The organism is Bacteroides finegoldii DSM 17565, assembly GCF_000156195.1.
Taxonomy (GTDB): domain Bacteria; phylum Bacteroidota; class Bacteroidia; order Bacteroidales; family Bacteroidaceae; genus Bacteroides; species Bacteroides finegoldii.
Genome location: NZ_GG688319.1, coordinates 103,868 through 130,215 on the forward strand (window position 1 = coordinate 103,868; position 26,348 = coordinate 130,215).

The 26,348-nt window shown below is 45.5% G+C and carries 18 protein-coding genes and 1 pseudogene; 9 read left to right on the top strand and 10 right to left on the bottom strand.

Translation table 11 applies throughout. The features are described from left to right. Window positions 1-26: 26 nt before the first annotated feature. From BACFIN_RS15275 to BACFIN_RS20530, 4 genes and pseudogenes are all read left to right on the top strand, one after another. Window positions 27-1,511 carry an OmpA family protein gene (locus tag BACFIN_RS15275; RefSeq protein ID WP_007749977.1) on the top strand — a complete coding sequence of 495 codons (1,485 nt, stop codon included), beginning with the start codon at window positions 27-29 and terminating at the stop codon, window positions 1,509-1,511. A gap of 205 nt (window positions 1,512-1,716) precedes the next feature. Continuing rightward, window positions 1,717-2,919, top strand: coding sequence for a tyrosine-type recombinase/integrase (locus BACFIN_RS15270; protein ID WP_007749984.1), 1,203 nt, complete (start codon window positions 1,717-1,719; stop codon window positions 2,917-2,919). A gap of 369 nt (window positions 2,920-3,288) precedes the next feature. Then, window positions 3,289-3,525, top strand: coding sequence for a winged helix-turn-helix domain-containing protein (locus BACFIN_RS15265; protein ID WP_007749986.1), 237 nt, complete (start codon window positions 3,289-3,291; stop codon window positions 3,523-3,525). A 454-nt stretch (window positions 3,526-3,979) separates the two neighbouring features. Further along, window positions 3,980-4,320: pseudogene (locus tag BACFIN_RS20530) on the top strand (hypothetical protein); the annotation flags it as partial. Between the two features lie 271 nt (window positions 4,321-4,591). Here BACFIN_RS20530 and BACFIN_RS15250 read toward each other — a convergent pair. The 9 genes from BACFIN_RS15250 to BACFIN_RS15210 are packed head-to-tail and all read right to left on the bottom strand — an operon-like array spanning window position 4,592 to window position 19,477. Further along, complete coding sequence (locus BACFIN_RS15250; RefSeq protein WP_007750004.1) at window positions 4,592-5,059, bottom strand: lipocalin-like domain-containing protein; 468 nt, start codon at window positions 5,057-5,059, stop codon at window positions 4,592-4,594. A 16-nt stretch (window positions 5,060-5,075) separates the two neighbouring features. Then, window positions 5,076-5,879 (bottom strand): DUF1573 domain-containing protein, encoded by an 804-nt coding sequence (locus BACFIN_RS15245; RefSeq protein ID WP_007750007.1) that lies wholly within the window; start codon window positions 5,877-5,879, stop codon window positions 5,076-5,078. Between the two features lie 18 nt (window positions 5,880-5,897). Then, window positions 5,898-7,955 (bottom strand): S8 family peptidase, encoded by a 2,058-nt coding sequence (locus BACFIN_RS15240; protein WP_007750010.1) that lies wholly within the window; start codon window positions 7,953-7,955, stop codon window positions 5,898-5,900. 3 nt (window positions 7,956-7,958) lie between these two features. Beyond that, on the bottom strand, window positions 7,959-9,710 hold the full coding sequence (locus BACFIN_RS15235; protein ID WP_007750012.1) for a BACON domain-containing protein: 1,752 nt from the start codon (window positions 9,708-9,710) through the stop codon (window positions 7,959-7,961). 13 nt (window positions 9,711-9,723) lie between these two features. Then, window positions 9,724-12,393, bottom strand: a complete 2,670-nt coding sequence (locus BACFIN_RS15230; protein WP_007750016.1) for a DUF4458 domain-containing protein — start codon at window positions 12,391-12,393, stop codon at window positions 9,724-9,726. Window positions 12,394-12,419: 26 nt separating this feature from the next. Beyond that, window positions 12,420-13,997: a DUF5003 domain-containing protein gene (locus tag BACFIN_RS15225; protein WP_007750019.1), complete on the bottom strand. Its 1,578-nt coding sequence runs from the start codon at window positions 13,995-13,997 to the stop codon at window positions 12,420-12,422. A 30-nt stretch (window positions 13,998-14,027) separates the two neighbouring features. After that, entirely contained in the window at window positions 14,028-14,975 is a 948-nt protein-coding gene (locus tag BACFIN_RS15220) for a DUF4984 domain-containing protein (protein WP_007750023.1), read from the bottom strand. Between the two features lie 36 nt (window positions 14,976-15,011). After that, on the bottom strand, window positions 15,012-16,517 hold the full coding sequence (locus tag BACFIN_RS15215; RefSeq protein ID WP_007750025.1) for a RagB/SusD family nutrient uptake outer membrane protein: 1,506 nt from the start codon (window positions 16,515-16,517) through the stop codon (window positions 15,012-15,014). A gap of 26 nt (window positions 16,518-16,543) precedes the next feature. Further along, complete coding sequence (locus tag BACFIN_RS15210; RefSeq protein ID WP_007750027.1) at window positions 16,544-19,477, bottom strand: SusC/RagA family TonB-linked outer membrane protein; 2,934 nt, start codon at window positions 19,475-19,477, stop codon at window positions 16,544-16,546. Between the two features lie 1,479 nt (window positions 19,478-20,956). Here BACFIN_RS15210 and BACFIN_RS15205 point away from each other — a divergent pair. The 4 genes from BACFIN_RS15205 to BACFIN_RS15190 all read left to right on the top strand — a co-directional run bounded on the left by BACFIN_RS15205 (window position 20,957) and on the right by BACFIN_RS15190 (window position 22,695). Then, complete coding sequence (locus BACFIN_RS15205) at window positions 20,957-21,439, top strand: hypothetical protein (RefSeq protein WP_007750036.1); 483 nt, start codon at window positions 20,957-20,959, stop codon at window positions 21,437-21,439. A gap of 422 nt (window positions 21,440-21,861) precedes the next feature. Then, a complete protein-coding gene (locus BACFIN_RS15200) occupies window positions 21,862-22,215 on the top strand; it encodes a hypothetical protein (RefSeq protein ID WP_007750039.1) in 354 nt (117 codons plus the stop codon). Next, on the top strand, window positions 22,212-22,406 hold the full coding sequence (locus BACFIN_RS15195; protein ID WP_007750042.1) for a hypothetical protein: 195 nt from the start codon (window positions 22,212-22,214) through the stop codon (window positions 22,404-22,406). The genes BACFIN_RS15200 and BACFIN_RS15195 overlap by 4 nt, the downstream gene beginning before the upstream one ends. A gap of 4 nt (window positions 22,407-22,410) precedes the next feature. Next, entirely contained in the window at window positions 22,411-22,695 is a 285-nt protein-coding gene (locus tag BACFIN_RS15190; RefSeq protein WP_007750043.1) for a hypothetical protein, read from the top strand. A gap of 169 nt (window positions 22,696-22,864) precedes the next feature. Here the strand turns inward: BACFIN_RS15190 and BACFIN_RS15185 are convergent, their stop codons facing one another. After that, window positions 22,865-24,508, bottom strand: coding sequence for a zincin-like metallopeptidase domain-containing protein (locus BACFIN_RS15185; protein WP_007750045.1), 1,644 nt, complete (start codon window positions 24,506-24,508; stop codon window positions 22,865-22,867). Between the two features lie 96 nt (window positions 24,509-24,604). Between BACFIN_RS15185 and BACFIN_RS15180 the strand changes: the two genes are divergently transcribed. Then, the gene (locus BACFIN_RS15180; RefSeq protein ID WP_007750048.1) at window positions 24,605-26,215 is read left to right on the top strand and encodes a site-specific integrase; all 1,611 of its coding nucleotides are present in this window, start codon (window positions 24,605-24,607) and stop codon (window positions 26,213-26,215) included. Window positions 26,216-26,348: the final 133 nt, after the last annotated feature.

The window sequence follows — 26,348 nt, forward strand, 5'->3', positions numbered from 1 at the left end:
AGTCTAACAAATAAAATCTTTGGAATATGACAAAACAAATCATCATTGTTTTTGCAATACTTTGTTCATTGCAAGCCCGTGCAGATGTCGTACCCGCACGAGGAGACACTGTACGATGCACATCCTTTCACGCTGCCACCGAACGCTTCCTGCCGATGCAGCCTGTCTATCTTGACGGAGTGGTGGTGCCGATGTCCGGAAACAGCAACTGGTTTGTCAGTGTCGCCGCAGGAGCGACCGCCTTTCTCGGCACGCCTCTCGGCTGCGAAGACTTGTTCGGGCGGTTGAAACCGTCGTACAGCCTCGCTGTCGGCAAGTGGTTTACACCTTCGGTCGGGGCACGGATAAACTACAGCGGGTTGCAATTCAAGGACGGCGCATTGTCCACACAAGACTACCACCATATCCATGCGGATTTGCTATGGAATGTCCTTGGCCGCAGGTATGCCCGGCAGGAACAGGTACGCTGGGGGCTTGCACCTTTTGCAGGTGTCGGTCTGCTTCACCACGCCACCAACGGGCATAACCCGTTCGCAATTTCCTACGGAGTGCAGGGACAGTACCGCATCACCAAACGGGTAAGTGCCACCCTGGAACTTTCCGGCATGACCACGTTTCAGGATTTCGACGGGTACGGCAAGGCGAACCGCCCCGGCGACCACATGCTGTCGCTGACCGCAGGATTTACATTCCATATCGGAAGAACCGGCTGGAAACGGGCGATAGACGCAACACCCTATATCCGCCAAAACGAGTGGCTTGCGGATTACGCCAACTTGTTAAAGGAAGAGAACATACGCTGCAAAGGAAGGTCCGATCAGGACAGGCGGACACTGGCCGAGTTGAAAAAGATTCTGGAAATCGAAGGGCTGCTCGATACATACAGCCACCTCTTTGAGGACGACGATACCATTGGACGCGGATTCCCGGTAAATAATTATAGCGGGCTGAACTCGCTTAGGGCAAGGTTGAAGAACCGCCGTTGGGACGGCAGGTCGCTTCTTGAAGGAGACGGTTCAGACGGTAATGTACCGGCGGACACCCTTACGGGTACGCGGGGTGACGGGTATGGACTTGAAAAGTCTGGGAAAACGACCGGTAACCTTTCCGATACCATACCCACTCCTGCGGAATATATCGCCCTGGTATGTTCCGGAAACGAGTGTATCGGTTCTCCCGTTTATTTCTTTTTCACCCTGAATACGGCCCACCTGACAGATACCTCGCAAATGCTCAATCTCGACGAACTGGCCCGCGTGGCGAAAAAGCATAATCTGTCCGTGAAAATTACGGGTGCAGCCGACAGCTCGACGGGCACGGCAGTTATCAACGACTCGCTGAGCGTATCGAGAGCCGAGTTTATTGCAACAGAGCTGGAGCGACGGGGAATACCGTCCGGGAGACTTCTAAAAGCCGGCAGAGGCGGCATAGACGACTATCTGCCGACGGAAGCCAACAGGCATACGAAAGTGGAATTGTTCTTTTCCAGGACTATCCAAACCGTGGAATAATGCCCGCCGTATTGTTTTATGGACCCAAGAGTGCCGATTACAGAACCGGGACTCTTGGGGCACCCGGGACAGAGGCTTTCCCCGTGTCTCCCCACCATGGCTTCCCGTAAAGTTTCACACCGGGGAAATCATAGATGCACGGTCGGTTTTTCATTTTCGTCATTACGCGGGCTATTTTATATCTGAAACAATTAAATAATATATAATGGCAACAGTTAAAACAAAATTCCGTGCATCCTCCTCCAGTACGAAAGAGGGCACATTGTTCTACCAAGTGATTCACAAGCGTGTACCAAGACAGATACACACCGGTTATAAACTGTACCCGCAGGAATGGGATGCGGAAAACAAGGAAATCGTGTTCCCTCCCGGGATTGGGGATAATCGCCGCAACTATCTGGCCTCCTTAAAGGATGCCCTTCGGAAAGACATCAAACGGTTGAAAAGTATTATTTCGCGTCTTGAACGTGCGGACGGATCTTATACGGCAGAGGATGTGGTGGAAAGTTACCTTTCACCGACCGATACCCACAGTTTTATATCCTTTGCCCACACGCTTGTCGGGCAGCTGAAACAGATCGGGAAACAATATACGGCATACGAGACAGCCATAAACAGTTTCACGAGGTTCCGGAAAGAACAGGACGTTCCCCTGGACGAGGTGGATTCCGACCTGATGATGGCATACGAGGCATACCTCAAATCGAAAGGCATCTGTCCTAACAGCAGTTCCTTTTACATGCGTAATCTCCGGGCCATATACAACCGTGCGGTAGATAAGGAGCTGACCGAGCAGCGCAATCCGTTCAAACATGTTTATACGGGCATTGACAAAACAGTCAAACGCGCGGTTCCTCTGAGCGTGATCCGCCAGATTCGGGATTTGGACTTGAACTTGCACCCGGCCATGGATTACGCGAGGAATATCTTCATGTTCTCTTTTTACACGCGTGGCATGTCATTCATTGACATGGCGTTCCTGAAGAAAAAAGACTTGCAAAACGGTGTCTTGTCCTACCGTCGGCACAAGACCAACCAGCAGTTGTTCATCAAGTGGGAGAAACCCATGCAGGAGTTGATTGACAAATTCGACACCTCCGGGACACCTTATTTGCTACCTATTATCAAGAATTGCGACAATGATGCAAGAAAACAGTACAAGAGCGACGCGCATCGGGTAAATCAGAGCTTGAAGAAAATAGGTAAAATGTTGGGACTGGCCATATCGCTGACGAGTTATGTGGCACGTCATAGCTGGGCAAGTATCGCCAAAAGCAAGAATATTCCTATCGCTACCATCAGCGAGGCGATGGGACACGATTCCGAGAACACCACCCGCATCTATCTCGCTTCACTCGACACCACGGTGGTGGACAAGGCAAACAGCCTGATTCTTAAATCACTGTAACAGGGAATTGCATAAGTGCATCCGTTTATATGGCCATTAAACCGTTACTTTGCCCAAGTTCGGTTTATGGCATATTTTATGTCCTTAAATTCTTACACAAGGATTTCATCTTCAACTTTTTATCGTTACAGAGATCCGTTTTTTGCATTATCACATTTCTTATCGGTGCGTTATTTTACCATGCAATGCTTGTTGTTTGCAGACATGTACATACATTCAATCTTGCGGAATACTAAATTTTCTTTGATATGTTAAAGAAACATAAAATCGGGGGGGGGTAAATTACAATCCAACAGTAAATCCGCATCAATGGATTATAAATTTCAGTACATTTGATGTATAAAAAACAACTTTATAAAAAGGAAAATTATGAATAAGAGCATTATTGGCGAAAATGCTGGAATCTTATGGCGTTTCCTAAGTACAGACGCACATAAAAGATGGGAACTCACGGAAGTTAAAAAAGGTACTGGAATGGATGATATGGAACTGGCCAGCGCGATCGGATGGCTGGCACGTGAAGATAAAATTCAGTTTGAACTCCAGTACCCAAATGGGAAAGATAAAAAGGCATACGTATATCTTATGCTGAACGTGTATTTCTGAAAACAAGACCTCCGAGAGAATGAATTGTACCCCAAAAGTTAGACACTGAACTTTTGGGGGCATTTCGGAGCATCTACGTCAAGAACTCCCCTCACAAATGCAACGTGCATGATTTGCCTCCCGTTGTATAATTGGCTTCTTTTCCTTCCCCTTCTATCTTCCTTCGGTATCACTTTCCCGTCTCTCTTCTCCGGCAATCCTTGTCGGTGAGATTTTCCCATGCAAAGGTACAGCGTCCGTCCGGTCGTCAAGTACCGCTGCGCTAACCGGGCCACGAATCAAACGGCAGCCTTCCGCAAATCAAAGATTTGGGTATTCCGTCAAATTCCCGGCTTATTTACTTGCCTTTGCCGTCCTTTTCCCGCTATTGGACCCGCATGTAAAATCAATCCCGAAAGGAAGCCGGAAAGGCTTCGATAAGAGGGAAAAATAAAATCAATCAAAAATTACAATCATGCGAAACTGGAGCAAAAGCGTGTACGTCATAGACGGTGACGCAAAAGAAGTGAAAGAACTTTACGGGTTAATGAAAGACCTGGGAAGCCGGAAAGAACCGTTCATTAAAAACGGATTCGGGACTAAATGGCTCGGGTGTATGGTAGATGCTTTGGGTAAAGACTGGAACGAAGTGAGTTGCCGGGGAGAATGGGCTAATCTTGAAATAAATGGTGACACCTTGCGGTTTACAACAGAAACGGCGTGGACACCTTGTAACGAAGTGCTTGACTTTGCATGTCAGTTTTTCCGTCACTCCACTACTATTATCAGGCGGAAGAACCGAGATGTGTCATTTATTGTTTCAAACAACTCATTACTAAAAAAGGGCTATATCTTCACAGACATGCCCTTTTAATGTTGTTAAACTTTAATTACTCCTCTCTTAAAATAGAAGAGACTATGAAATTTATTTTGAGAATTTTATATTGTCAAATGAGGTACCAAGACATCTTGAATATGGAAATTAGCCTTTTCACATAGCTGTAACAAGGATAATATTTCAAGAAAAGAGGTTTTGACACCCTCTACGGATAACGTTCGTTATTACTACGAGAATTTCGATACCTTCCTAAAAATCTCGGACTTCATTTTCTATTTCTTCAGGTACCCTATCGCAGCGTTCAAATTTTTGTATATCTGATGGGGTATCTTTTATAGTCCAAATCATGGAAGTGGCCAAAAGGTCGGTTACGATATAGGAATTAGCCCATTCACCATTGCCGAAATCATAGTCCCCACTAATGATATAGCCTAAATTCTTTTCTTTTTCAATCTCAAAACTACCCGTTTTGAGAATGGGATACATACTGTCAAACTTATCATACATTTTATAAGTCTTATCCTTACGGCTGAATGTAATGTAGCAGTAACTGCCTGCTTGCAGGGGGGCGCCGTTCCATTCCACTAATTTCCAAGTCCCATTCAGATTAGCAGCTGTAACGTCCAATGTGGACAGTACTTCTTCTTTATCATCGTCACAGCCTGCGAAACAGAAAAGCATCAAGAAAATCGTCATTATTCTGAATAAGGTTTTCATATCTTGTTTTTATTTTTTAGTTTTTAATAATTACTTCTATCGTTTTTTCCGAAGGTTTGCCTATCACACCATCTATAATGAGAGAAAGATGTTTTTCCTCAGTATGGAAGCTGGGCAACTTTGTCTTATCAAGTGTAATCACAAGATCACCTTCTTGTCCGGGAGCAAGTACCGCAGGTTCGGTATGGAATTTTAGGCATGAAGGTAGCAGTAACGCGCTCAGTTTGAGCGGATGGTCTCCACTATTGGCACATGCAATGCGTTCAATGGTGATCTTTCCTGCTTTGCTGAATGACACCTGCTTGCGGGTAAGTCGTAGATGTCCCATATTTTGAGGCAGGTGCTTCCATTCATCAGACGAACTTACATAGCCGCATAGTGACAATCGTGCCACAGGTGAAAAATCGGACAGATTGGTATATACCAATGCTTCTGCATCAACTGTACCCGGTCTGTTCTTGGGATGAAAAGTCAGGCTAATAATACTTTCCTCATTGGGTGCCAATGGCTTTTTGCTGAATCCGGCAACAGTACAACCGCACGTAGTGGTAACTTTGTTCAACGTAATGGTTTGCTGACTTACATTCTGAAAATGGAAGTATACGGTTTTAGGTTGACTTTTTTCATTTATGGTACCTACCGATAGACGGCACGTATCAAAATGAAGAAATTCCCCGGCTTGCTCCAACAAAACAGGATGTACCTTGGCTTCTATCTCTTCACGGGACATTAACCGCCATTCCTGCGCTTTTATTACAGGAATGGAACCGGTCAATCCGCCCACAAAGAGTGTCAGTATCATCAATTGTCGCTTCTTCATGTCTATTTAATCTCTCGATTATAACCAGCCACTGCCACCAGCATTTTTACGAACAGTAATCGTTATTGTCTGTGATTTACTGCCAGCTTGGATAGTCACAGTCGTACTACCGTCTGCAATGCCATTTATAGTTAGTATTGTCTTGTCTACACTTGTGGTTGCTATATTTTCATTGGCAACGGTACAACTGTAGTTCAGACTTTCTCCATCTATAAAATAACGGGCCAGATCAATGGATGTACTTTTCCCCGTTGCCAGATATACATTTGGTACAATCATGTCTGAACCGTGATTACCAATAGCCTTGAGCAATGCACCGGCATCTACCAGTCTACCCATTTTCCCTTTACGCTCTATCAGATTCATTAAAGTTGGAGGGGCGCCAAAAGTCGTGTGATTGTAATAATACAGTTTTTCCACTTTTTCATCGTAGAAGTTATAGAACTGGTCATTGGCAGTTTCTTTCATCAGTTCAATGAACTCTGCGACCTTGAAGTGGCGACGCTCTTTCACTGCATGCGACAGCCCCAAGGCAGCTACGCCCGATACATGGGGACAAGCCATGGAAGTACCTTCCATATAAGCATAAGCCGGTTGTCCGTTCTTGATGGCAGTAGAGAGTATCAGACCTTGTGTTTTACCTTCCCAGGCAAACTCGTCATCTGCTACCCCTGGCGTGCCGTAGTAGTCACCGTCACCGCCCGGTGCACAGAGGGTAATCTCTTCACCATAGTTGGTATAGCTAGACGGAGTAAAGTCGGCAGCGATGGCACTGACAGAAATACATTTGGAATAGCCTGCAGGATATGAAGAAGAAGGTGCATATTCGTTACCCGATGCAAAGATAGCCAGACCACCATCTATCACACCGTTGGGTGAACCGGCATTGTGGATGAAGTAATCCAGTGCTTCTTTTTCCAGAGGATATTGGTTTTCCCAATCCTGTTCGTCTTTCGGTCCGGGGGTATAGCCCAGTGCCTCGTTGGCATCCGGTGAGTTGTAACCCCAGCTACACTGCAGAATCACAGCACCATTGTCGGCGGCATACTTGATGGCTTTGGCTTCAGCTGCCAAGGTACATCCATACGCACCATCGAACAGCTGGCAGGTCATAATCTTAACTCCTGAATTTTCTGTTCCGTCACCGCCGGCAATACCACCTACACCTTTGTTATTGCCATTTACTGCTGCAATGGTTCCGGCTACGTGGGTACCATGACCGGTATCTTCTGCCGATGTCCAGCTGATAACTCCGGTGTTTTTTACAAAGTTATAACCGTAACGGTCACCTTTGTAGCCGTTGCCGTCTTTATCTTCTGTAGAACCTATTTCTTCGGCTTCGTTGGTCCACATGTTGCCAATCAAATCCGGGTGGTTCCACATTACACCTTCATCGAGTACTGCTACAATGATGGTAGGGTCTCCTTTACACAGTTTCCAAGCTTCGCCGCAATTTACGTCTGCACCGGCAATAGCTTCGGCACGTCCTTCTTTTACAAAATCGTAGCTACCCGTATTCTGGTAATGCCATTGGTGTTTCAATCCCGGGTCGTTGAAGGTCAGTCCTTCGCTGGTACGAGTCACATGTTGCAAATCGCTGGCCGAGAGGTACAGCGGTTTTTTCTTCGGGTCGTAGGCACGCCGGATGATAGGGTTGCTTTGAATCTTGGAGATTTCACCCAACTTTCTGAGTTGCCGGGCGGCTTCTTTCAAGTCGGTGTCTTTGTCAAAGCGAACGATATACCACAGGTGCATACCTGCTTCGCGGGTACGTTTTTCTGTTTTGGGATCTACCGGGAACACTCTTTCAAAGTGATAGGCACCCAGGATGTTGAGTACCTCATCGGTAGAAGGAATACCCGAGCGGGTGGATACCCCGCCAGCACGCGTCAGTGTCTGGTCCAGGATATCACTCATTTCAGGAACAAACTTGATGAGTAGTTCACCGTCTGCTGCTCCCATCGGAATTTCAATTTCAGGGACTTGCGGAGTGGTGCTATCGGTCACCCATTCGTTGTCCTGGCAAGAAATAGCCGTCAGGGCACATGCAAGTGCATAGATATATATTTTCTTCATAAGTTACTTCTTTTGTTCTTCTGGTTTTAATGTTTCGTCTTCTCCTTCCACTTCATATTTCTGTTTGTATAAAGGATAAGCATCGAAGTAGTATGTAAAGCTACTTGGTTCATCGCTGAATTTTACCGGTGTTCCCTTGGAGTCTTGCCCCATTTCTTGCTGATTGAAAATCAGTACTTCGGGGAACCAATCCAACAGGTGCGGATGGAAGCGCAACCATTCGGGTATTTTACCTGTAAAGAAGTTCAGGTTCAGTGTCAGTCGCTTCATGTTCGGCAGAATCTTTGGAATTTCTGGATGTTGGAGCAGATAGTTCAATGTATCACCATATTGTTTCAGATCATCTGCCTGCCAGCTTGTCCTGCCTTCGTAAGTAGGCAGAGTACCTTCCAGATAATTATAAGAAAGTACCAGCTCTTCCAGATTATCCCACAAGAATAGTTGGTCAATTTCTGTTGGATTCTCGTCCATATTAATATGGAAGCCCAGTTCTGTGTCTTTGTTATATTGAGAATCTTTCAGATTGCTTACTGTCCAGCGGCGGTTACCGCTAAATATCAGACTTTTCAGTTTTGGGAAGTTGTTTTGAGTCAATACAGCGGGTACACCGGTGAAGTTGTTGGCGCTCAAGTCCAGGCTTTCCAGTGAATTTCCCAGTCTGTCGAAATCTTCAGGCAGTGACACCAAACCATAACCACCAATCTGCAGGTTCTTCAGGTATTCCAGTTCGCAGATATGATTTTCCAAATCGATGCTCAGCAGCATGGTGTTGGCATTGCCGTATACTTGGAAAGTTTCCAGGTATTTCAGGTATCTTACTTCTTGCGGAAGGGATTCTTTGGTAGTAATGGTACCGAAGTTTACTGAACGGACGCGGCCTACTGCTTCCGGACCCGGCAACTCCTTGTCTGTCCGTTTCCATAAGCTTACGTTATCCCAGTACATCATGTTTTCGCTGGAGTTGATGGCGATATCCGAGGCCAGACGTTCGTGTATGGTAAGGATAGCCAGTGAGTCTCCGGCTCGATCGTCAGTAATCACCGGCGAAGCAGCCTGAGTCACCAGAATCGGCGTAATCGCTACTTCTTCTGCAGATTTTCCGTTCTGTTCCATCGGTTCGAAGTTGATTTTAGCCCGACGTTCTATCCATTCCGGATTCATTTTCCAATCAAAGCGTACCTTGTAGGTTTGTGGGCGGGCACTTTCCAGATTGAATACCGGTTCATTCTTCTTTTCTAAAGAAATCCAGTTTTCCAGTGTCACACCCTCTTCGGTCGTGGTGAGCCATTCGTAGGCAATCTTGAAAGAAACATTGGCAGTAATGATTGCTTCAAAATAACGCTTCTCATACACGTCTGAAGCTTTGAGGTTAACTTCTGCCTCTTTTACGTGAATCATTTTGCCATAGCCCAACTGAGTAACTGTGATTACCTTGGGAGCTTGTCCTTTCGGTATGAAGCGGATTTCTGCTTCACGCACTTCGTTCTTCAGAGCCTCGTCGATGGTGATGACACACTCTGTGTTGCCGAAACCGTTGGCCGGCGAAATGCTCAACCACGGTTCGGATGATTTGGCCACCCATTCGCCTTCCGAGCTTACGGTGACCGTCTCCTTGCCTCCTTCTGCATTGGCAGCCACTTCAGTCTTGCTCAGACTGAAGCCGCTGACAGCAGCACTGTCCTCGTCGTCATCGCAAGCGGTGAACAGACCCAGACAGAGGGCTAATCCTAATGCTATTTTAAGTAAATGTTTCATTTTCCTTTTTTATTTAATCCAATAAGTAATCGCATCCCTGAATATTCTGCGTCTTGTCATAAATCAGTTGGTATTGACCTGCTTGGATATACGGACATACCTGAGTCAAATCAATAGAGATGTTCGGATTGTCCTTGATTTCGAAGATACGGATATACGGTGAAATGGTATCTTCAATCTTGCGCAAGTCGTTAGAGCCGATAAAGAAGGCCATCAGGCTGGGGCAAGTGTACAAGCCGGTAGGCCATTGGCTCAAGCAGCGGTTACCGCTTTCATCACGTTGATGACGGATACCAAATACGGTCAGACCTTTACAGTTCAGCGGAGCAACCGGGAATTCAGCGAACCGGTTGTAGCTGAATTCTATGCCATAGATATAAGGCATGTTTTCCGGTACGAAATCTTCAAAAGGAATCTCTTTCAGTTTGTTGAACTGAAAGTCGAGACTGGTCAGCAGGTGAGAGTTCGGACCTACCAGGTCACCTTCCTTAATAGTAGTCATACCGTTGGCCTGCAGAATCAAGATGCCCAGCGGAGAACCTTTTTTGATGATTACTCCAGGGAATTTTTCCAGATGGTTGTACGACAAATCCAGATTGTTGGTGTTCACACCGCGGTGGTTGTCATCGTTTTGCATACCGGTTATTTCATTGTGTGCAAAGCTGACAGAGCCGATGACATACTTGGACTTTGCGTTGAAGATATCAGGCATTTCGGTCAGCTTGTTGTAAGTACAAGTGAATGATTCCATGTCGTAATATCCGCAGAAGTAACCATCCTCTGTTGTGTTGATTTTATTGATTTGGTTGTAGTCCAGATATACCTTGGTCAGGTTGATTTCCTTACCGAATGCGTTAACCTCTGTTATGGAGTTGTTGGTCAAATCAATCAAGCCCAGTTTTTCCATCTGGCTCAGATGTTCGTAATCCGGCATTTCTTCCAGATTGTTATAGCCCAGATAGAGCACTTGGATTTTCTTGCCGCTCTTTCCTTCGATGAACTTTTTCCAGTTATCCAACAGTACATCACCTTTAATTTTCTGGTTGCAAGCCACGTTCAGCATCTGCAGTTCGGGCAATTCGAAGAGCATGTTCATCGGAAGAGAGGTCAGTTCCTTGCAGTTATAGATTTCCATGTCTGTCAGCATGGTGAAGTTGTTCCAGTTCCAGTCATTTTCTTCTTCTTCGTATGCTTTGCGGTAAGCAGATTCAGAGTCATCTACCAATTTCATGCAGAAATTATCTGCCACGATAGGAGAGTTGGCAATGAAGAAGTTTTCCAGCTTGGTGCAGCGCATCAGGGCTTTAGAGATACCTTTGATGTTGTTGGTCAGGTTACCGAACTGTACGTCCTTCTTGTCAATGCGGTTGCTTTTCTTGATAGGTTTGAAGTCAGGGTTGGCATTGATACCGTCAATCAGAATTTGTGAGAGGTTCTCGCGGATGTCACGATACAGGAATTTCTGTTCATAATCCATGCGGATTCTTTGACGTTGTTCTGGAGTCATGGTAGTTCCTACGCCTTCAAACAGGTGTCCACCAATGAGTTCATCGTGAGCACCGAGGTTCAGAATACGTAGTTCAGTCAACTGTCCGATAGCATCGGGCACTACACCATCGGCACCGAATCCGGAAATTACGAGCGATGCCACTCGACCGTTGTCCAGCAACTGTACGCCAGGCTGGTCACCCCACATGTCAATTTCCTTGTCGAAGTTCCAGTTACAGCCCATAGGAGCTGCTTCACCGTAGTATTTCCAGTTGGGCCCGTTCAGTTTTTTCCAGATCTCTTTCAGTGCCATGTAGTCTTTCAAATATTCAGCTGTTGCACTCAACTGGATGGGTACAGTGGCTTCTGACTTTTCGTTATCTTTCACGAAGAAAGTTTCTGAAGTAGGTACGGTAGCTATTTCCAGCAATTTGCCGGAATCGCATTTCTTGTCCGAGTAAGTAGAGTAGGAACTGATTTGGTAGCTGCCGGTTTTCAGCCATACGGTAGTGTCGCAGAGGGCGTAACCGTCTTTCAGGTTTTCCACATACTTCACTTCCACTTTTTCAATGGTAGTCAGTTCTTGTGTAAAGAGATTCTTTACCGTGATGTTGATACCCTTGATGTTCGAGAACGGATAATCTTCGTAGCCTTCCGCTGCACGAGATGCTGCTTCTGTTTCCGGCAATCCATGTTTAATCAGTTTGAAGTTGACCAATCCGCGGGCTACAGCATCAGCAAACAGTTCCTGTACTTTCAGCCCGCCAGCCACTACGTTAAACTTATAATTGTTGGGTGTACCGGCATAAATTTCGTTATCCAGTTTGTCGTACAGATAGTAACCAATCAGTTTATAGTTACCTGCCAGCAGTTCCAGTTTGTCACTGCGCAGACCAAACTCTGCATTTTCAGCACTATAGCTGTTGAGCATCAAGGTTTGTTCAATGGTGTTTCCGTCATACAGCATCACCACCTTGATTTTTTTGGCATCGTTCAGCTTATCCAGCATGTCGGTGCCTCTCGTCTCTGTTCCCTTGATAGCAGCCGATGCGCTCTTATAGATTTTGAACTGCACATAGCCGAAGGCGGTCTGCTGCAATTCATCATCGTCATCGGAGCAACCGGCGAATACCGTTGTCATCAGCAAGAGCCCGATGACAAAGGGGATGAAGTGAAATAATTTATTTAGTTTCATTCGATTTATTCAATAGTGTAATTGTTTTATTTCTTAATTACAAGTACAATCTTATTCTGATAATTTTGTCTGAAGCAAACGTGAATATCCTGTCCCAACGGTTCGATATCGCCCAACCATATGTTTATTTCGGTGTTACTGGTCTTTTCTACCAAATGGGTTACATCAGTATCTCCCATCCAGGCTGCGAAGTCCCATTCACCATCCAAGGTCGGCTTGATGTACAATGAGTTGTTGATATTAGAAGGAACTGAGTAGATCTTATCTGTACCATAATCAGAAATGATGCCTTCCTCTTCTACTTTGGTCAGTTCGATTTCTGTCCTTTGTCCAGTCATCATATCCATGTAAGTAACTGCCAGTGGAGCTACGTCTGATGAACTTGATGTGTTCTTCTGCACGAAGTTCATCAACAGATAGTTTTCTGTATAGGCATATTTCAGTTCTTGAGTAAAGGTTTCCTGGTTCATTTCAAATAGACCATTATCGCCGAATGGATCTTCTGCAATCTTTTCATACAGAGCTTTTGGGAATACGAATACATAGCCGGTACGTTCCTCACTGCTTTCATCTACTGTGATACGAACTTTTCCGTTGTCATACTTCGTCATGTGCATCCAATTCACGTTATCTTCCGGATATACGCTAAGGCGATACATCGTCATGCCATATTCCTGATATTCTTCGACAAAGATAGCCTCGAATTCATCGTTCAGTGCCGTGATGGTGTATTCTACAAACTTACGGTATTCGTTATTCGTTTCTTCACTTCCTGAGATACCACTGCTTGTCTGTGAGTAAGTCTTACCATCCATAGACACCGTCCAGTTCCATTGGCCTGGACCTTCATAGTTCATTTTTTCCGGATCCATACCCTTGTAGTTTACAGCATAAGTATATACCTGTTTACCTTCTTCGTCCTGAAAGTTGATATTGCCTGCCTGTACATATTTACTGAAGTCCGGGCGATTTTCTACTACTTTGATACCGAATTCAACTTCCTGATTGGCAGAGCCTACTATGGAACCTCCTTCGATAGAAAGCCATTCAGGACGGTTGGTAGCTGCAAAACGGAAGTTTGCTACTGCTTTATATGTGATGAAGTCGTTGTAGCCGGCTTCGATACCTTCTTTTTCAGAAACTTCCACCCATTCATCGCCTGCACCTTTTTTATAGAGTTTGAACGTGCGTCCGGCTGCATTACGGGTTACTTCAGCCAACACAGCTTCCTGTCCGTTCATACTGATAGTGATGGAAGCAACGGTCGTATTATCATAGTCCTGACCTTCGTCAGAGATGCCGATGGTTACGGTTTGTTTACCAGCCTTGCCCGAGATAGAATATTCCTTCACACCCTCTGTAGCTTTGGCAGCCGGAGTTCCTCCCATAATAAAATAACACCATGTGCTGGAGGAAGTCAGCGTCCAGTCGGCTACAGCATCAAATGTCAAGCTTTTAGTCTCACTGGCTGCACCGCCAATTGTTTGCTTTTCAGGGAAGGTTACAGTTGCTACGTTGTCATCCTCGTCGTCGCAAGCTGTTATGGCAAAAGCCATCAGCAGACTGATGAAAAACCATCCCAACGTAAATTTGTTCTTTTTCATCTTATTCTATGTTTTTTTGTTTCTAGTAAATTATTTCTTTTCAAAATCTGTTTTCACCGTTTCAGATACCAGCATGCTGCCTTCCAGATACAGCCTCTTGGCTTCATCGTTGCTTATCCATTCAATGGCGCTGGCAAAAGTTCCTACTACATTGTTGCCAGCCATGCCCGGTACATACAGTGTGAAGTACTGAAAGATGAACTGTTCACAGGTACTGTAGTAAGATATACCGCTGCTAGATTGATAGAGGTGGAGATAACCGTCGCCGTAGTTGGTACCGAAAGCCTCGGCTGTAGAGGCAAAGGTCTGTTCATCCATTTCAATCAGCGGATTCAGGATGTCGTTTGTCGTGAAACGGATTTTCACATCGTAGCCGTCGTAGAAGAAGTCCTTCATGATAATGGCGTTTTCTTCTTCGGGGTCAATGATTGCCTTGATCAGACGGTTATCTACGTTGGGCATAAATTCCTGCATATAGGTAGAAGTCAGCACGGCATATCCGTTGAAGAGGTTGATGTCGAACGGACAGCATTTCTGCAGGATAACCTTGGCTTCATAGCTCTTTTCATACAAATCCCATTGGTCGGCTTGCTGCGTGAGCAAACGCAGGGTGAGCCCCAGCGAATCGGTGGCTGCGATGGCATCGTAATTACCGCGGATGCGTACGTTGGCAGCCCGTTCACCGGCCTTGATGGTGATGGTGTTTGATTCAATGGTATAGTGTTTTCCCTCAATGGCGTTGCTCTTTTTGTCTATAACCTCTACGGCTACCGTGCGGTCATAGCTGCAGGCTTCTGTAGCGGCTACAGGAATATCGAAGACTTCTTCGTTGTTCTGTACGGCCAGTACAGTGAGCGTATCCGAGAACAGGATATAGTTTGGACCTTCGTAGCTGGGACGCTCTGCATCACCGCAACTGGTGATGGCGCACATCAGCAGTGTCAGCATGCTCATCAGTCCGTAGTTTATCTTTCTCATTGTTATATTTATGCTTTATAAATGATGAATCTATTCTTATTTATTGCTCTCGTTGGGCTGAATCTGGCTACCCGGTGATTCCAGTTCGTGTTTCGGAATGGGCCATACAAAGCGTACGTCATCCGCTTCAATCTTCAGCGAACTACCGTTGGTCAGTGATTGTTCCTGCGGTTTGCGTTCGAAGCCTTTGTGCCAGCGTTTCAGGTCTTGCAGGCGGAAGCCTTCCATATACAATTCGCGTACACGTTCTTCTTCGATAATTTCCAGCCAGTTTTGTGCGCTGACCGAGATACTTCCGTTACCGCCTTGAAAGCGGGCACGACGTAAATCGCTGAGGTCTTTGCTGGCACCGCTGTAATTCTTCTGATTGGCACGTGCTTCTGCACGAATCAGGTATTGCTCTGACAGACGGAACACTTTCGGCATACATACATGCAGCATGTTCTGAGCCATGAAGGATTCATTTCCGAAGTATTTGGCTACTAATGGCCATTGCAGTCCATGCGGATAGCCGGTAGGCTGTGTCACGAAATTGGCTGCAAAGCGTAGGTCTTGTTCTGAATAGAGGTTCAGCACCCAAGTTGCCGGTACATAGTCGGGCTTGAAGCTTTGGAAGTCATAGTTGAAGAAGATCTGACCTAAAGCGCCGCCGTAGCTGCTGATTGTCATACCCACTTTCCAGATAATCTCGGTACTTTCGTCGTTCGACCACATATACTGGTAAGCGTTCTGTGAGCTGGTTATCATATCGTTCACGTTGGACAGTTTGTAGTATTTGCTGTCAATCACCTTGGAAGCGTATTTCTCAGCTTCTTTCCAGTTCTGCATGTAGAGAGCCACACGTGCACGAAGTGCATAGATGGTGTATTCGCAGAAGTAAGGTGTGCTGTAAAGAACTCCATCGAAATCATCTTCCAGCTTCAGGTACTCGGCTGCTCTTTCCAGATCATCCAGAACAAACAGATAAGAGGCTTCCAGTGATGAACGGAGGGTAGGTTCGTCACCGTCGTAGTGTGACTTCAGTACCACACCCAGTTCGTTGGCTGCTGTAGCCGGGTCGTAGGCCTTGCAGAAGAGTTTAATCAATTCCGAATAAGCCAGTGCGCGGGCAAAGTATGCCTCCCCGCAGTATTGGTCCAGACGGTCCAAGTCATCATCGTTAGTGGTATTCTGACGTACTCGGTCTACGTTGTCCAGCATAAAGTTACAGCGGGTAATAACGTTGTAGAGTCCGGCATATACCGATTCATATTCGGGTTCCGTAGCCAGGATATTCCAGCGCCATGTGTTACCGAACTGGTTGGAGTAGCCGTTCACGGCATAAGCCAAATCCGCCTGGATATCCGGCAGTAGGGTCAGATAGCCACTGTATAACGCTCCGTTCAGCCAGGAAGAGTAGATACCAATCACGGCCTGGTCTACTTCATCCACAGTGGTGATGGCCTTGTCGGCAGGCACCATATCATCCGGATACTTGTCCAGACAGGCAGTGGTGCTGAATACCAGAGTGGCCATGAGCAGATATGTTTTTATATTTTTCATTTTTCGTTGATTCGTTAATTAAAATATTAGAAAGAGAGTTCCAGACCGAACGAGTATTGGCGCGACATGGGATATTGTGCCTGATACATGTTAGTAAACGCTTCCGGGTCAAGTCCGCTGAACTTGGTAAATGTGAGCAGGTTCTGACCTTGTGCATAGATACGTGCGTTAGTGAAGAAATTCGTCTTTTTCATCCAGTCTTGCGGGAATGTGTAGCTGATCATCAAATTCTTCAAACGCAGGAAAGAGGCATCTTCCAGGAAGCGTGAATCCATCTGCGGAGTGACTCCCCAACGGGGAATGTCTGTCACGTCGCCTGGTTTCTTCCATCGGTCATAGAGCAGGCGCTTGGACTGGTTGAACCCGGTGTACAGACCATTACTCTCTTCGAAGAAGCGGTCGTTGTTGAACATCCAGCGGTCAGCCACCCAGCTGAACTGGGCATTCACAGAGATACCTCTCCATGTAAGGGTCGTTCCGAAACCGCCTTGCCAGGGAGCCAGATAGTTCTTACCCACCATCACCTTGTCCGATTCTCTGAATTCGTTGGTAAGGTTACCCTCTTTGTCATACCACAAGGGATCACCGTTTGCAGGGTTCACACCGGCATAGCGGTTGATGTAGAATTCTCCCAGCGGACGGCCAACCACCCATTTGGTGGAAGTGTTGGGCAATTCGTATTCCTGTACACCGTTATACAGTTCCTTGATTTCATTCTTGTTATAGGATACATTGGCATTGATATTCCAAACAAAGTCTCTCAGACGTAATACATCTGTATTGATGGCCAGTTCCACGCCCATGTTGGTCATCACACCGATGTTGTCCCAGCGGAAGCCGTTGTTGCCTTCAGAATAAGACTGTGGCACTTCCATCAGCATGTCGCTGGTGCGCTTGTGGTAAAGTTCCAGATCCACATTGATGCGCTCAAAGAATCCCAAATGAAATCCCAGGTTTGTGGTCCAGGTTGTTTCCCAGCTCAATTTCTCGTTCCCTTTCTGTTGCGGGGCGATACCGGCCGTATCCATGTAGATCCAGCCACCGCTGACCAGTGCCAGATGGTCGAAGTATGGGATTTCAGAATTACCTGACGTACCCGTACTGAACGATACTTGTGCATTGTGCAGCCAGTCGTATTTTTGCAGGAAACGCTCTTTCTTGGCATTCCACATCAGACCTACTGACCAGAACTGACCCCAACGGTGATCCTTACCGAAGCGTGAAGAGGCATCAGTACGCAGACCAAGCTCCACATAGTAACGGTCGTCGTAATTATATTCCGCACGGCCGAAAAACGACAGGAATGAATAAGCTGTTGTATTATCCTGCCAGCTTGAGGCACGTGTACCTGAAGTTACGTTGGTTAGGAAGTCGTTGTTCTGACCGCGTGTGGTCACGTTGAAACCCTCAGCCTGGTAGTCCACCCCTTCCTGGCCCACCATGACATTGAAATGATGGTCGTGTTTCACGTCGAAACGGTAGTTCAGCGTATTGGTCACTGTCAGGTTAAGAATATCGTTCGACTGACGGCTGGCCACTCCCAGGCCGTTGTTCAGCTGATAACTCGGAAATGACTGCATGAATCCGGTAGAGTGCGTATAGTCCGCACCGAACTGTACACGGTAAGTCATGTTCTCTATCGGAGTTACTTCAGCGAAAAGCACACTCAATACTTTATATTTCTTGTTTGTCACCGGATTATTGTCCATCCATTCAATCGGATTAACCGTTGTACCGGTCCATCCACCATTGGCATTGGTTGCCAGTGAACCATCGGAATTATACGGATTCCAGTAAGGAAGCATGAAGCGGCAGGCAGAGATGGGTGATGACAGACTGTAGCTGCCTTGATCGGCCTGCTCCACTTCTTCGTAGGCAACCATGGAATTGGTACCCACTTTCAACCAGTCGCTGGCTTTTACCTCTGCGTTGGCACGCATGGAGTAACGGCGAAACGTAGAGCCTTGAGCAATACCATCCTGGTCATAGAAACTTCCAGAAACGAAATAGTTCAAGCGTTCGGTGGCACGGTTGATAGAAAGGTCGTAGTTTTGTAGCATGGCATTGTCGTTGAACACCATATCCCGCCAGTTTACATCGGTCTGACTCAATAAGTCATAGTCTTGACCGGCATCCAGACCGACTTCCTTTTCAAACTGAATGCGTTCAGACGTATTCATCAGATTCCATTCACCTTTGGCTAACTGTGAGATACCCCACTGTGTACGTAAGGTAATGTGTGCTTTGTCCATGGACCGTCCGCGCTTGGTGGTGATTACTACTACACCGTTAGCGGCACGGGCACCGTAAATGGAGGTAGAAGACGCATCCTTCAGTACGGAAATATTTTCAATGTCACTCGGACTGATAGTGTTGAAGTCACTGCTGGAAATGGGTACACCGTCCAGTATGAACAAGGGAGAGGTGCCTGAAGTGATGGAGTTGGTTCCACGGATTTGGAAAGCCGCTGCCTTGCTGGGTTCACCCGAGTTGGACATCACCATCAGACCGGGGGTCTGTCCCTGCAGGGCTTGGTCGAAACCTGCGGCAGGCACACTTTCCATTTTCTCTGCCTTTATTGTGGAAACGGAACCGGTTACCGTTCCCTTTTTACGAACTCCGTAGGCTACTACCACCACTTCGTCCACCAGCTGTGCATCGCTCTTCAGCGTGATGTCCAGCTTTTGTGTCTGTGGAGTCACTACGTGCTGTTGCTGCTGCATACCAATGTACGAGTACACCAAAGTAGCCTGCGCAACGCCTTTGATCTCAATGGAGTAATTGCCGTCTATGTCGGTAATCACACCATTATTGGTACCCTCTTGCATGATGGCCACTCCAATCAACGGTTCATTGCCTTCCTCGGCAATGACTTTACCTTTCACCGTAAAACTTTGGGCGAAAAGCAATTGGAACGCCATCACAGCAAGAGAGACGAACAAAAGAATTACTCTTTTCATCTCTGATTTTTAAGTTAATGATATAAATGAATTGTTTTTAAATGTATATAATTCTTTTCACGTTACTATATTGCATACGGAGAAATGGATGAACACACTTGCTACATCTTGTCTCTTCGTTTAACGTTTCTCCAAACAGTCAACATGACATCAAAAAATAATATATTATTAGAATATTCAATAAAACGGCTCATGATTGCATTTTTATTCATATTAAAAAAGATGTGCAAAATTATAGTATTATTTTGATTGTTAACTATATAAAATAAAAACATGAAAAGTGTTTTAAACTTCCCAAATTGCGAATACTTTCTTTTTGTCAATTGAAAAGAAATATTTGGTGAGTTAGATCACATCATTACTTACTCTAAGTCATATTTTATATTGAAAACTTGTGTTTTAGTAGAAATGGTTAATTATAGTATTTATAATATAAATAATACAAATGACAGCTAATAAAAACTGTTTTTTCTGCTTACTATAAGAAGAATTCCAATCAGGTTTTGTGAATGTTTCCGGATTTACAGTTAGTCATCAAGTAAAAGACGCATAGGATGAATGTGGGTAGTGTTCCAAGATAAAAGACTAAGGAAATGTGCAATATCTTTTTGTTCGGTTCAGCTTAAGAAATTCTGTCAAGTATGGAAAGCATCGCTTCTAATGAAAATCATCTTTTGTTTATGATGGTAAGTAATCAGAAAGTAAATACCTGCTTGAAAGAAATAAAGGATATTTACCAAATATAAAATCCTTTGTTTAAGAGTTTTAAAAATATATCTCTGTTTAAGTATTCATTGGTATTTCTGACATGTTTTTAAGTTCATATTTATTTTGTAGATATCTCTACAAAATGAACATACAATGGACAAGAGGTAGGAAGTGTGTAACCTATCAAACTATGCAGAACAGAGCCACTTGACGGCAACCAAATATACAACGGTTGCTTTTGCCGATACCCCAGCGTTGTAGGAGTTTCACAAAAGACACAACCGAACGACAAGTGCCCAAATGCCCATCATCATTTCATCGAGTAATAACAAGCCTTCCCCGAACCTGCGACACAAGGAGTTTCGGGGATTGCTTCTGTGGCGACAAGCCTGTTTTACTTTCTCCGGAATACCTTATCTAAGCAAGCGGCAGCCCGTTTATATAATCGGCTTCTTTTCCTTCCCCTTCTATCTTCCTTCGCTATCACTTTCTCGTCTCTCTCCTCCGGTGCTCCTTGCCGGCGAGATTTTCCCATGCAAAGGTACAGCGTCCGTCCGGTCGTCAAGTACCGCTGCGCTAACCGGGCCACGAATTGAACGGCAGCCTTCCGCAAATCAAAGATTTGGGTATTCCGTCAAATTCCCGGCTGTTTACTTGCCTTTACCCTCCTGTCCACGCTGTTGAACCCGCATGTAAAATCAATCCCGACAAGGTAGCCGAAAGGCTCGATAAGAGGGAAAAACAAGTATCAACCAGTTAAAACTTAAAGTTATGCACAGCAGTATTTTTCAAATTTCAACGCAGCCGATTGGCAAGGAGAATTACATTGATGAGAACACGTTCATTGATGGGGACTTCAGTTTTTACGATTATTGCGCGAATATGAGCGACGAGCAGCGCAAGGAAGAGATTTCTGATTTGGTTGAATATAAACTGCCCAAAGGGATGTTCGAGCTGACATCCGAAGATACCATACTTTATAAGGGAGGCGTGGAGCAGTGGAAAAAGGAGTTTGTCGCCAATATCCATGAGAAAGCGGAGACTCTTACTGTCGAGAATATGTTGGAATGGAGACCGCTTTATAATCTTGAACAGGCAATAGAAAACCCGTTGGATACCAATTATCGTTTTTATCTTGACGGGGACGGCAACCAGTCCTTTGCCGAAGCATCCTTTGCTTTTATGGAATTTGTTTGCGGACTCGAACCCGACACGACACTCCATGTCGGAGGGGTTGTGGACTACCATTTCTGATGTACCTTAACAGATTGCGAATATCCACCCGCCATACCGGCGGGTGGTTTTCATTTCCCTGCATGGATGGCCCGGTTACTTTTATAGTCCATGCTCTGCCGGGTCGCAACCGCTTCTATCCCTTTTTTATCCATGCCATGCTCCGGTTCTAACGGTATGGCCATTCTTGTTACCCCGACATGCGCCACGGGGCTGTTTCGTGTGCAAAGGTACGGCGGACGAACATTGTTCAAGCACCGCTGTCGCTACCTGAAATGAAATTTGACGAAAACTTTCCGCAATCGCAGATTACGGCATTTCATAAAATTTCACTCCCGGTTACTTGCCCGTAGTTCTTGCATCCGCCGTTTGGGACGCACATGAAACAACCCTTTGGGCGAAGTCGGAAGGCTTCAAGAAAAGGGAAATAAAAAATAACAGACATGACAGCAATAGAACAGATTACCGCCGTAGCCACCAATTTGGGATGGAATGTAGAAGCCGATACCCGAAAGAAAAAAGTTGTGGAGTTCGACTTTCAGCGGTACACGAGAATGGGACAGGATTTTAGTTTCTCTATCGAAATGAAAGGCAATGATACAGAAAGCCTTGTCAGCGGCATCGAAGAGTTTTACGAGAATTTTGACCCCGACTACGAAGCCTATCTGTGGATAGGTACGGACGGGCACGGCAAGAACGGTGCGCCCTACCATATCAAGGACATCGTAAGCGATATGGAAGATGCCGAAGCCATGATAAAGACACTTTATGAAACATTAAAAACAGCGATACAATGAGAACCAGGACAATCAACAAGCGCGACGCGCAAAGAATAGACATCAGCCGTTTCCCGAATTTCCACCGGACGGGAAGCATATCCGGAATGAAGAAGCTCTATTATGGCAGGAATGCCCTGTTGGTGCGTTGCGGCAGTTGGATTTACAACGTGTCAAGCGAACCCGAAATTTATTACAATATAGCACATTAGCAGTATGGAAAAAAGTTTAAAAAAAGATTTTCAGAGTTGGAAAGGCATATTAACGCTAAAATTGCTTTGCTGCAATATTGCCGCAGGTCGTTTTGATTGGCAGAAATACTGTACGCCACAGCCTTACTTCGGTCATGAGATATGCGTCATGCCGCTGCATTGTTCCTACGGGCAGATAGGTTATACCGTGTATTTCCCTTGTTCCGATATACCGGAAGTGGAATACGACTGGGAAACGGACAAGCTGACCATTGGCCATGAGAATTGGGAAAGCTATCTACAAAATTAAAAAATAATGGTACAATAATTTTATGCCAGGCAGCAGGACGCCAAAGACTATGCCGGTGGAAGTAACCGGTATCGCAAGCTCTTGGAATTACAGTCAGTGATAGATGAACAGCAGAACAGGTGAATAATAAAGATGCGGAGAAAACCAACTCCGCATCTTTGTCCAGTTCCTACCGGCGCATCCCGCCGCTGTATTCTGCCTCTTGTAGTTCTTCCTGGTATTCCTCCATCCCGTTCAGCTTCTCGTTCACGGTCTGGAGGTTGGCTTCCAGTGTCGCATTGTGGTCGTAAGGGAAACTATGCCGTGCGGCAAGTCCCGCGTTAGCGGCCTGTCCGACATCGAGGCTGTCGGATTCCCTGTTGTACCCGACATACAGCACCTCGCCGTTCGGCATCTCGAAGGCAGGGATCTTTTGCTGTGCCATGGCCGTGAACTGTTCAGCAGCCATATCCCTGGCCACCTCCCTGACATCGTTGCTTGCACGGTCTATGCCGTAGCGCGTGATGTGGTCCCGCACCTCCTGCTCCGTGAATTTCAGCATCACCTCGTAAGTTCCGCCGACACTGCCGTTGTACACCACGGCAAAGTCCTTGTCCTCGATAAGCAGGTCGTCACCCCGGTTCTGGAGGGGCGACGCGTAGGTGTCTTTCTCATCCATGCCGTTGCCGTCGTAATATTCCTTGGCAAGCGTCAGCAGCCCCTCGTAGTCGCCTTTGTCCCTGAAGGCGTCCAGCCGCGCCGTATCATCGGTGTACTGGAGATAAGCCACGGACGAGTAGAATATCTTTTCTTTCGGTGCGGCTTCTTGTTCTTCACCGACCTGCTGTTTCTGCTCCTGCGCGATCTTGTCCACCTTCTGCGTAATCAGTGAAGTGGCCCTTTTCACATCCAGCAGCGTTGTCTTGATGAACTGCGGTGACTCCTTCAGCTTATCAAGCCAGTTTTTCAGGTACGCACAACTATCCTCCTTGATATGCTTGCCCATGCCGTAGCGTTGGGCGACCAACGCGCTGCCCAGTTCGGCCACAAGTTCCTCACGGGCGTATTCCTCCGACCCGAAAGAAGTCGGCTTTATCCGGTCGAGCACGCCCTCCGCACCGGTCGAGTGCGTCATTTCATGGAAAAGCGTTCCGTAGAACGCCTCTCCGGATTCGAACTGTCGCTTTTCCGGCACGACGATTTCATTCCTCGTAATCGAATAATAGGCGCTATCCTGGTACAACGGCTTGATAGGACAAATCCAAAGGTTGTCCTTGATCATCGTATCGACCGGGGCGAAACTGAAATGTTCCCCGTTTTCAATCTTCGGCCGCACATATTCCTTTTCGAGTTTTTGCCACAGCTCCGGCCTTGCCTCCTGCAGGTTGGTCTGCGCCACGTTGAAGACGCGGAACACCTGCATCTTCGGATAGACATTGTATTCCTTTTGCTCATTTTCAGATAGTTTCTTGTAGTCGTCATACTTGATTTTCTCCTTCGTTTCCTTGTGTATGCAGGTGAATGTGGTCAGCATGACCGGAAATGACTTCTCACCCCGCAGCACGGAAACCCGTGGCAGCTCCTTGCCGTCCTTATCGGGCTTGTTGAGCCGTTGCACGCAGTCGAAAGTGCAGAAGCGCGGAATCGCGTACCCCTCTTTCTCGCAGTGAATCAGCAACATCAGCGCATTCATGCCGTTGTACTCGCGTCCGGAGAGATTGCGGGGCCACTGCAAGCTGCCCTCGGTAAACCACGGCTTTTTCCAGTCTTCGCGGATGCTTTCGATTTTCTCGATCATTAATGTTGCCCATTTGTTTATGTCAGTTTCTTTCATATTTATTTGATAATTAGAGTTCTTATCGAATTTTGTACAACATAATTTTGGATGCTCGTTTATATTATATAGTATTACTCATATAATTATAAGAGCATGTTAGAACAAATCATTATCCGCAAGTCATTCCTTAAAAAACATTTGGCTGCACCATTATTAAAGGAGCGAGAATACTTTCTAACTATGAAAAGTAAGGAAGGATTGTCCCGGCTAACACTATTGGGGTGGGCTGGGTATTCGCTCAAGTTTATCCAATATTTCGATCTTCATGATGGCGAAAAGAGAATTGTGTCACTTGATGATGTCGTTGAAGCTGCACGTCAATGGTCTTCACCCATTCCTGATCATTATCATTCTCGGAAACGTCATGATTGCCCTTCCTCAAGAATCAAATTCATTGAGATGGCTGTTGAATTCTTACTATACGTAGGTCTTTTAGATTCTCGTTACCAAGACGACATCATCAATTATCTCGCAGAGCGCAAATGGCACAGAGTCAGACTGATTGCCGCTCCCTTTTATAAAGAGAGAATGTCTTTCTTGATGGATTGCAAATCAAAAGGTTTTAAAAGACAGACACTTCAGCTTTATGCACAGTATCAACTTCATCTAATAGAGTATCTTGATTTAAAGAACTTCCGTATTGTTACCAATGAGGAAATCTCAAATGCAGCAAAAAAATGGCAAAACCTGGAAGACAAAGGTTCTCACAAGAAGAAAGGCACCAAGTCTAATTATAGTTTCTTCATCTATTTTGCAAATATGTGGCTTAAAGAGCTACATATGCTACCAGAATCAGGATCTCCTTCAATATCAGATATACGCATAAATGAATACCTTAATCACTTGGCATACAGGAGATATTCTCATGCCTATATTAAGGGAAGGAGATATATACTCACCTACTTTTACAAGATAATAGAAAAGGAGAACCAGGAACACCCTTTAACATTGGAAGATATAGATAAATACATTGAATACTACACGATTAACAAGGTTCAACGTAACACGCTGAAAGAGTACCTGTGTTGTATTCGTGTATATCTTCGTTATGCAGTCGAAAAGGGGTGGTGTATTACCGACCTAGATAAGGCGTTAATCACTCCCAAAGTATATAGTGAAGAAAATCTCCCTTCTTTCTTGCCGTGGAATAAAGTTCAAAAACTGTTACAAACAGTCAAAGAACAAACTGGTAAATCCGCATCGCGCGACTATGCTATTTTTATGTTACTTGCTATGTACGGTTTACGTTGTAGTGAGGTGGCAAACTTGAAGATTAGCGACATCGATTGGCGTAAAGAACAAGTCTATATTAAGCGTGCGAAGAATTGTCGACCACAAGTGTTACCACTTCTACATAATGTAGGAGAAGCTATTATCGCTTACCTAAAACAGGGAAGGCCAAATGACATAGGAAGCGATAGCTTGTTCTTTTGTACACCAGCCCCGATACGTCCTATATCTTGTACAGCCATAGCTTCCGTCGTATATAGGTATTTGAAATCCAGCGAAATGGACGTTAGGCACAAAGGTCCCCATTGTTTACGCCATAGCCATGCAACTTTCTTGATAAACGAAGGACAAACCTTAAAGGATGTCGGTGATTTACTGGGTCACAAAAGTATGGAAGCGACAAGAATATATGCAAAAGTGGATCTCAATTCACTTAGAGATGTTTCAAATATTAACTGGGGGGAGCTTCTATGAGTATAAAAGAAACTGTTGAGTCATTTATCAAGTTTCGTAGGTCTATTGGTCGTAAGGATCAGAGTACAACTTACTCTTTGAGACTATTTGCTAAGTTCATTGGAGAAACAACAGAATTAACTTCAATAACGGA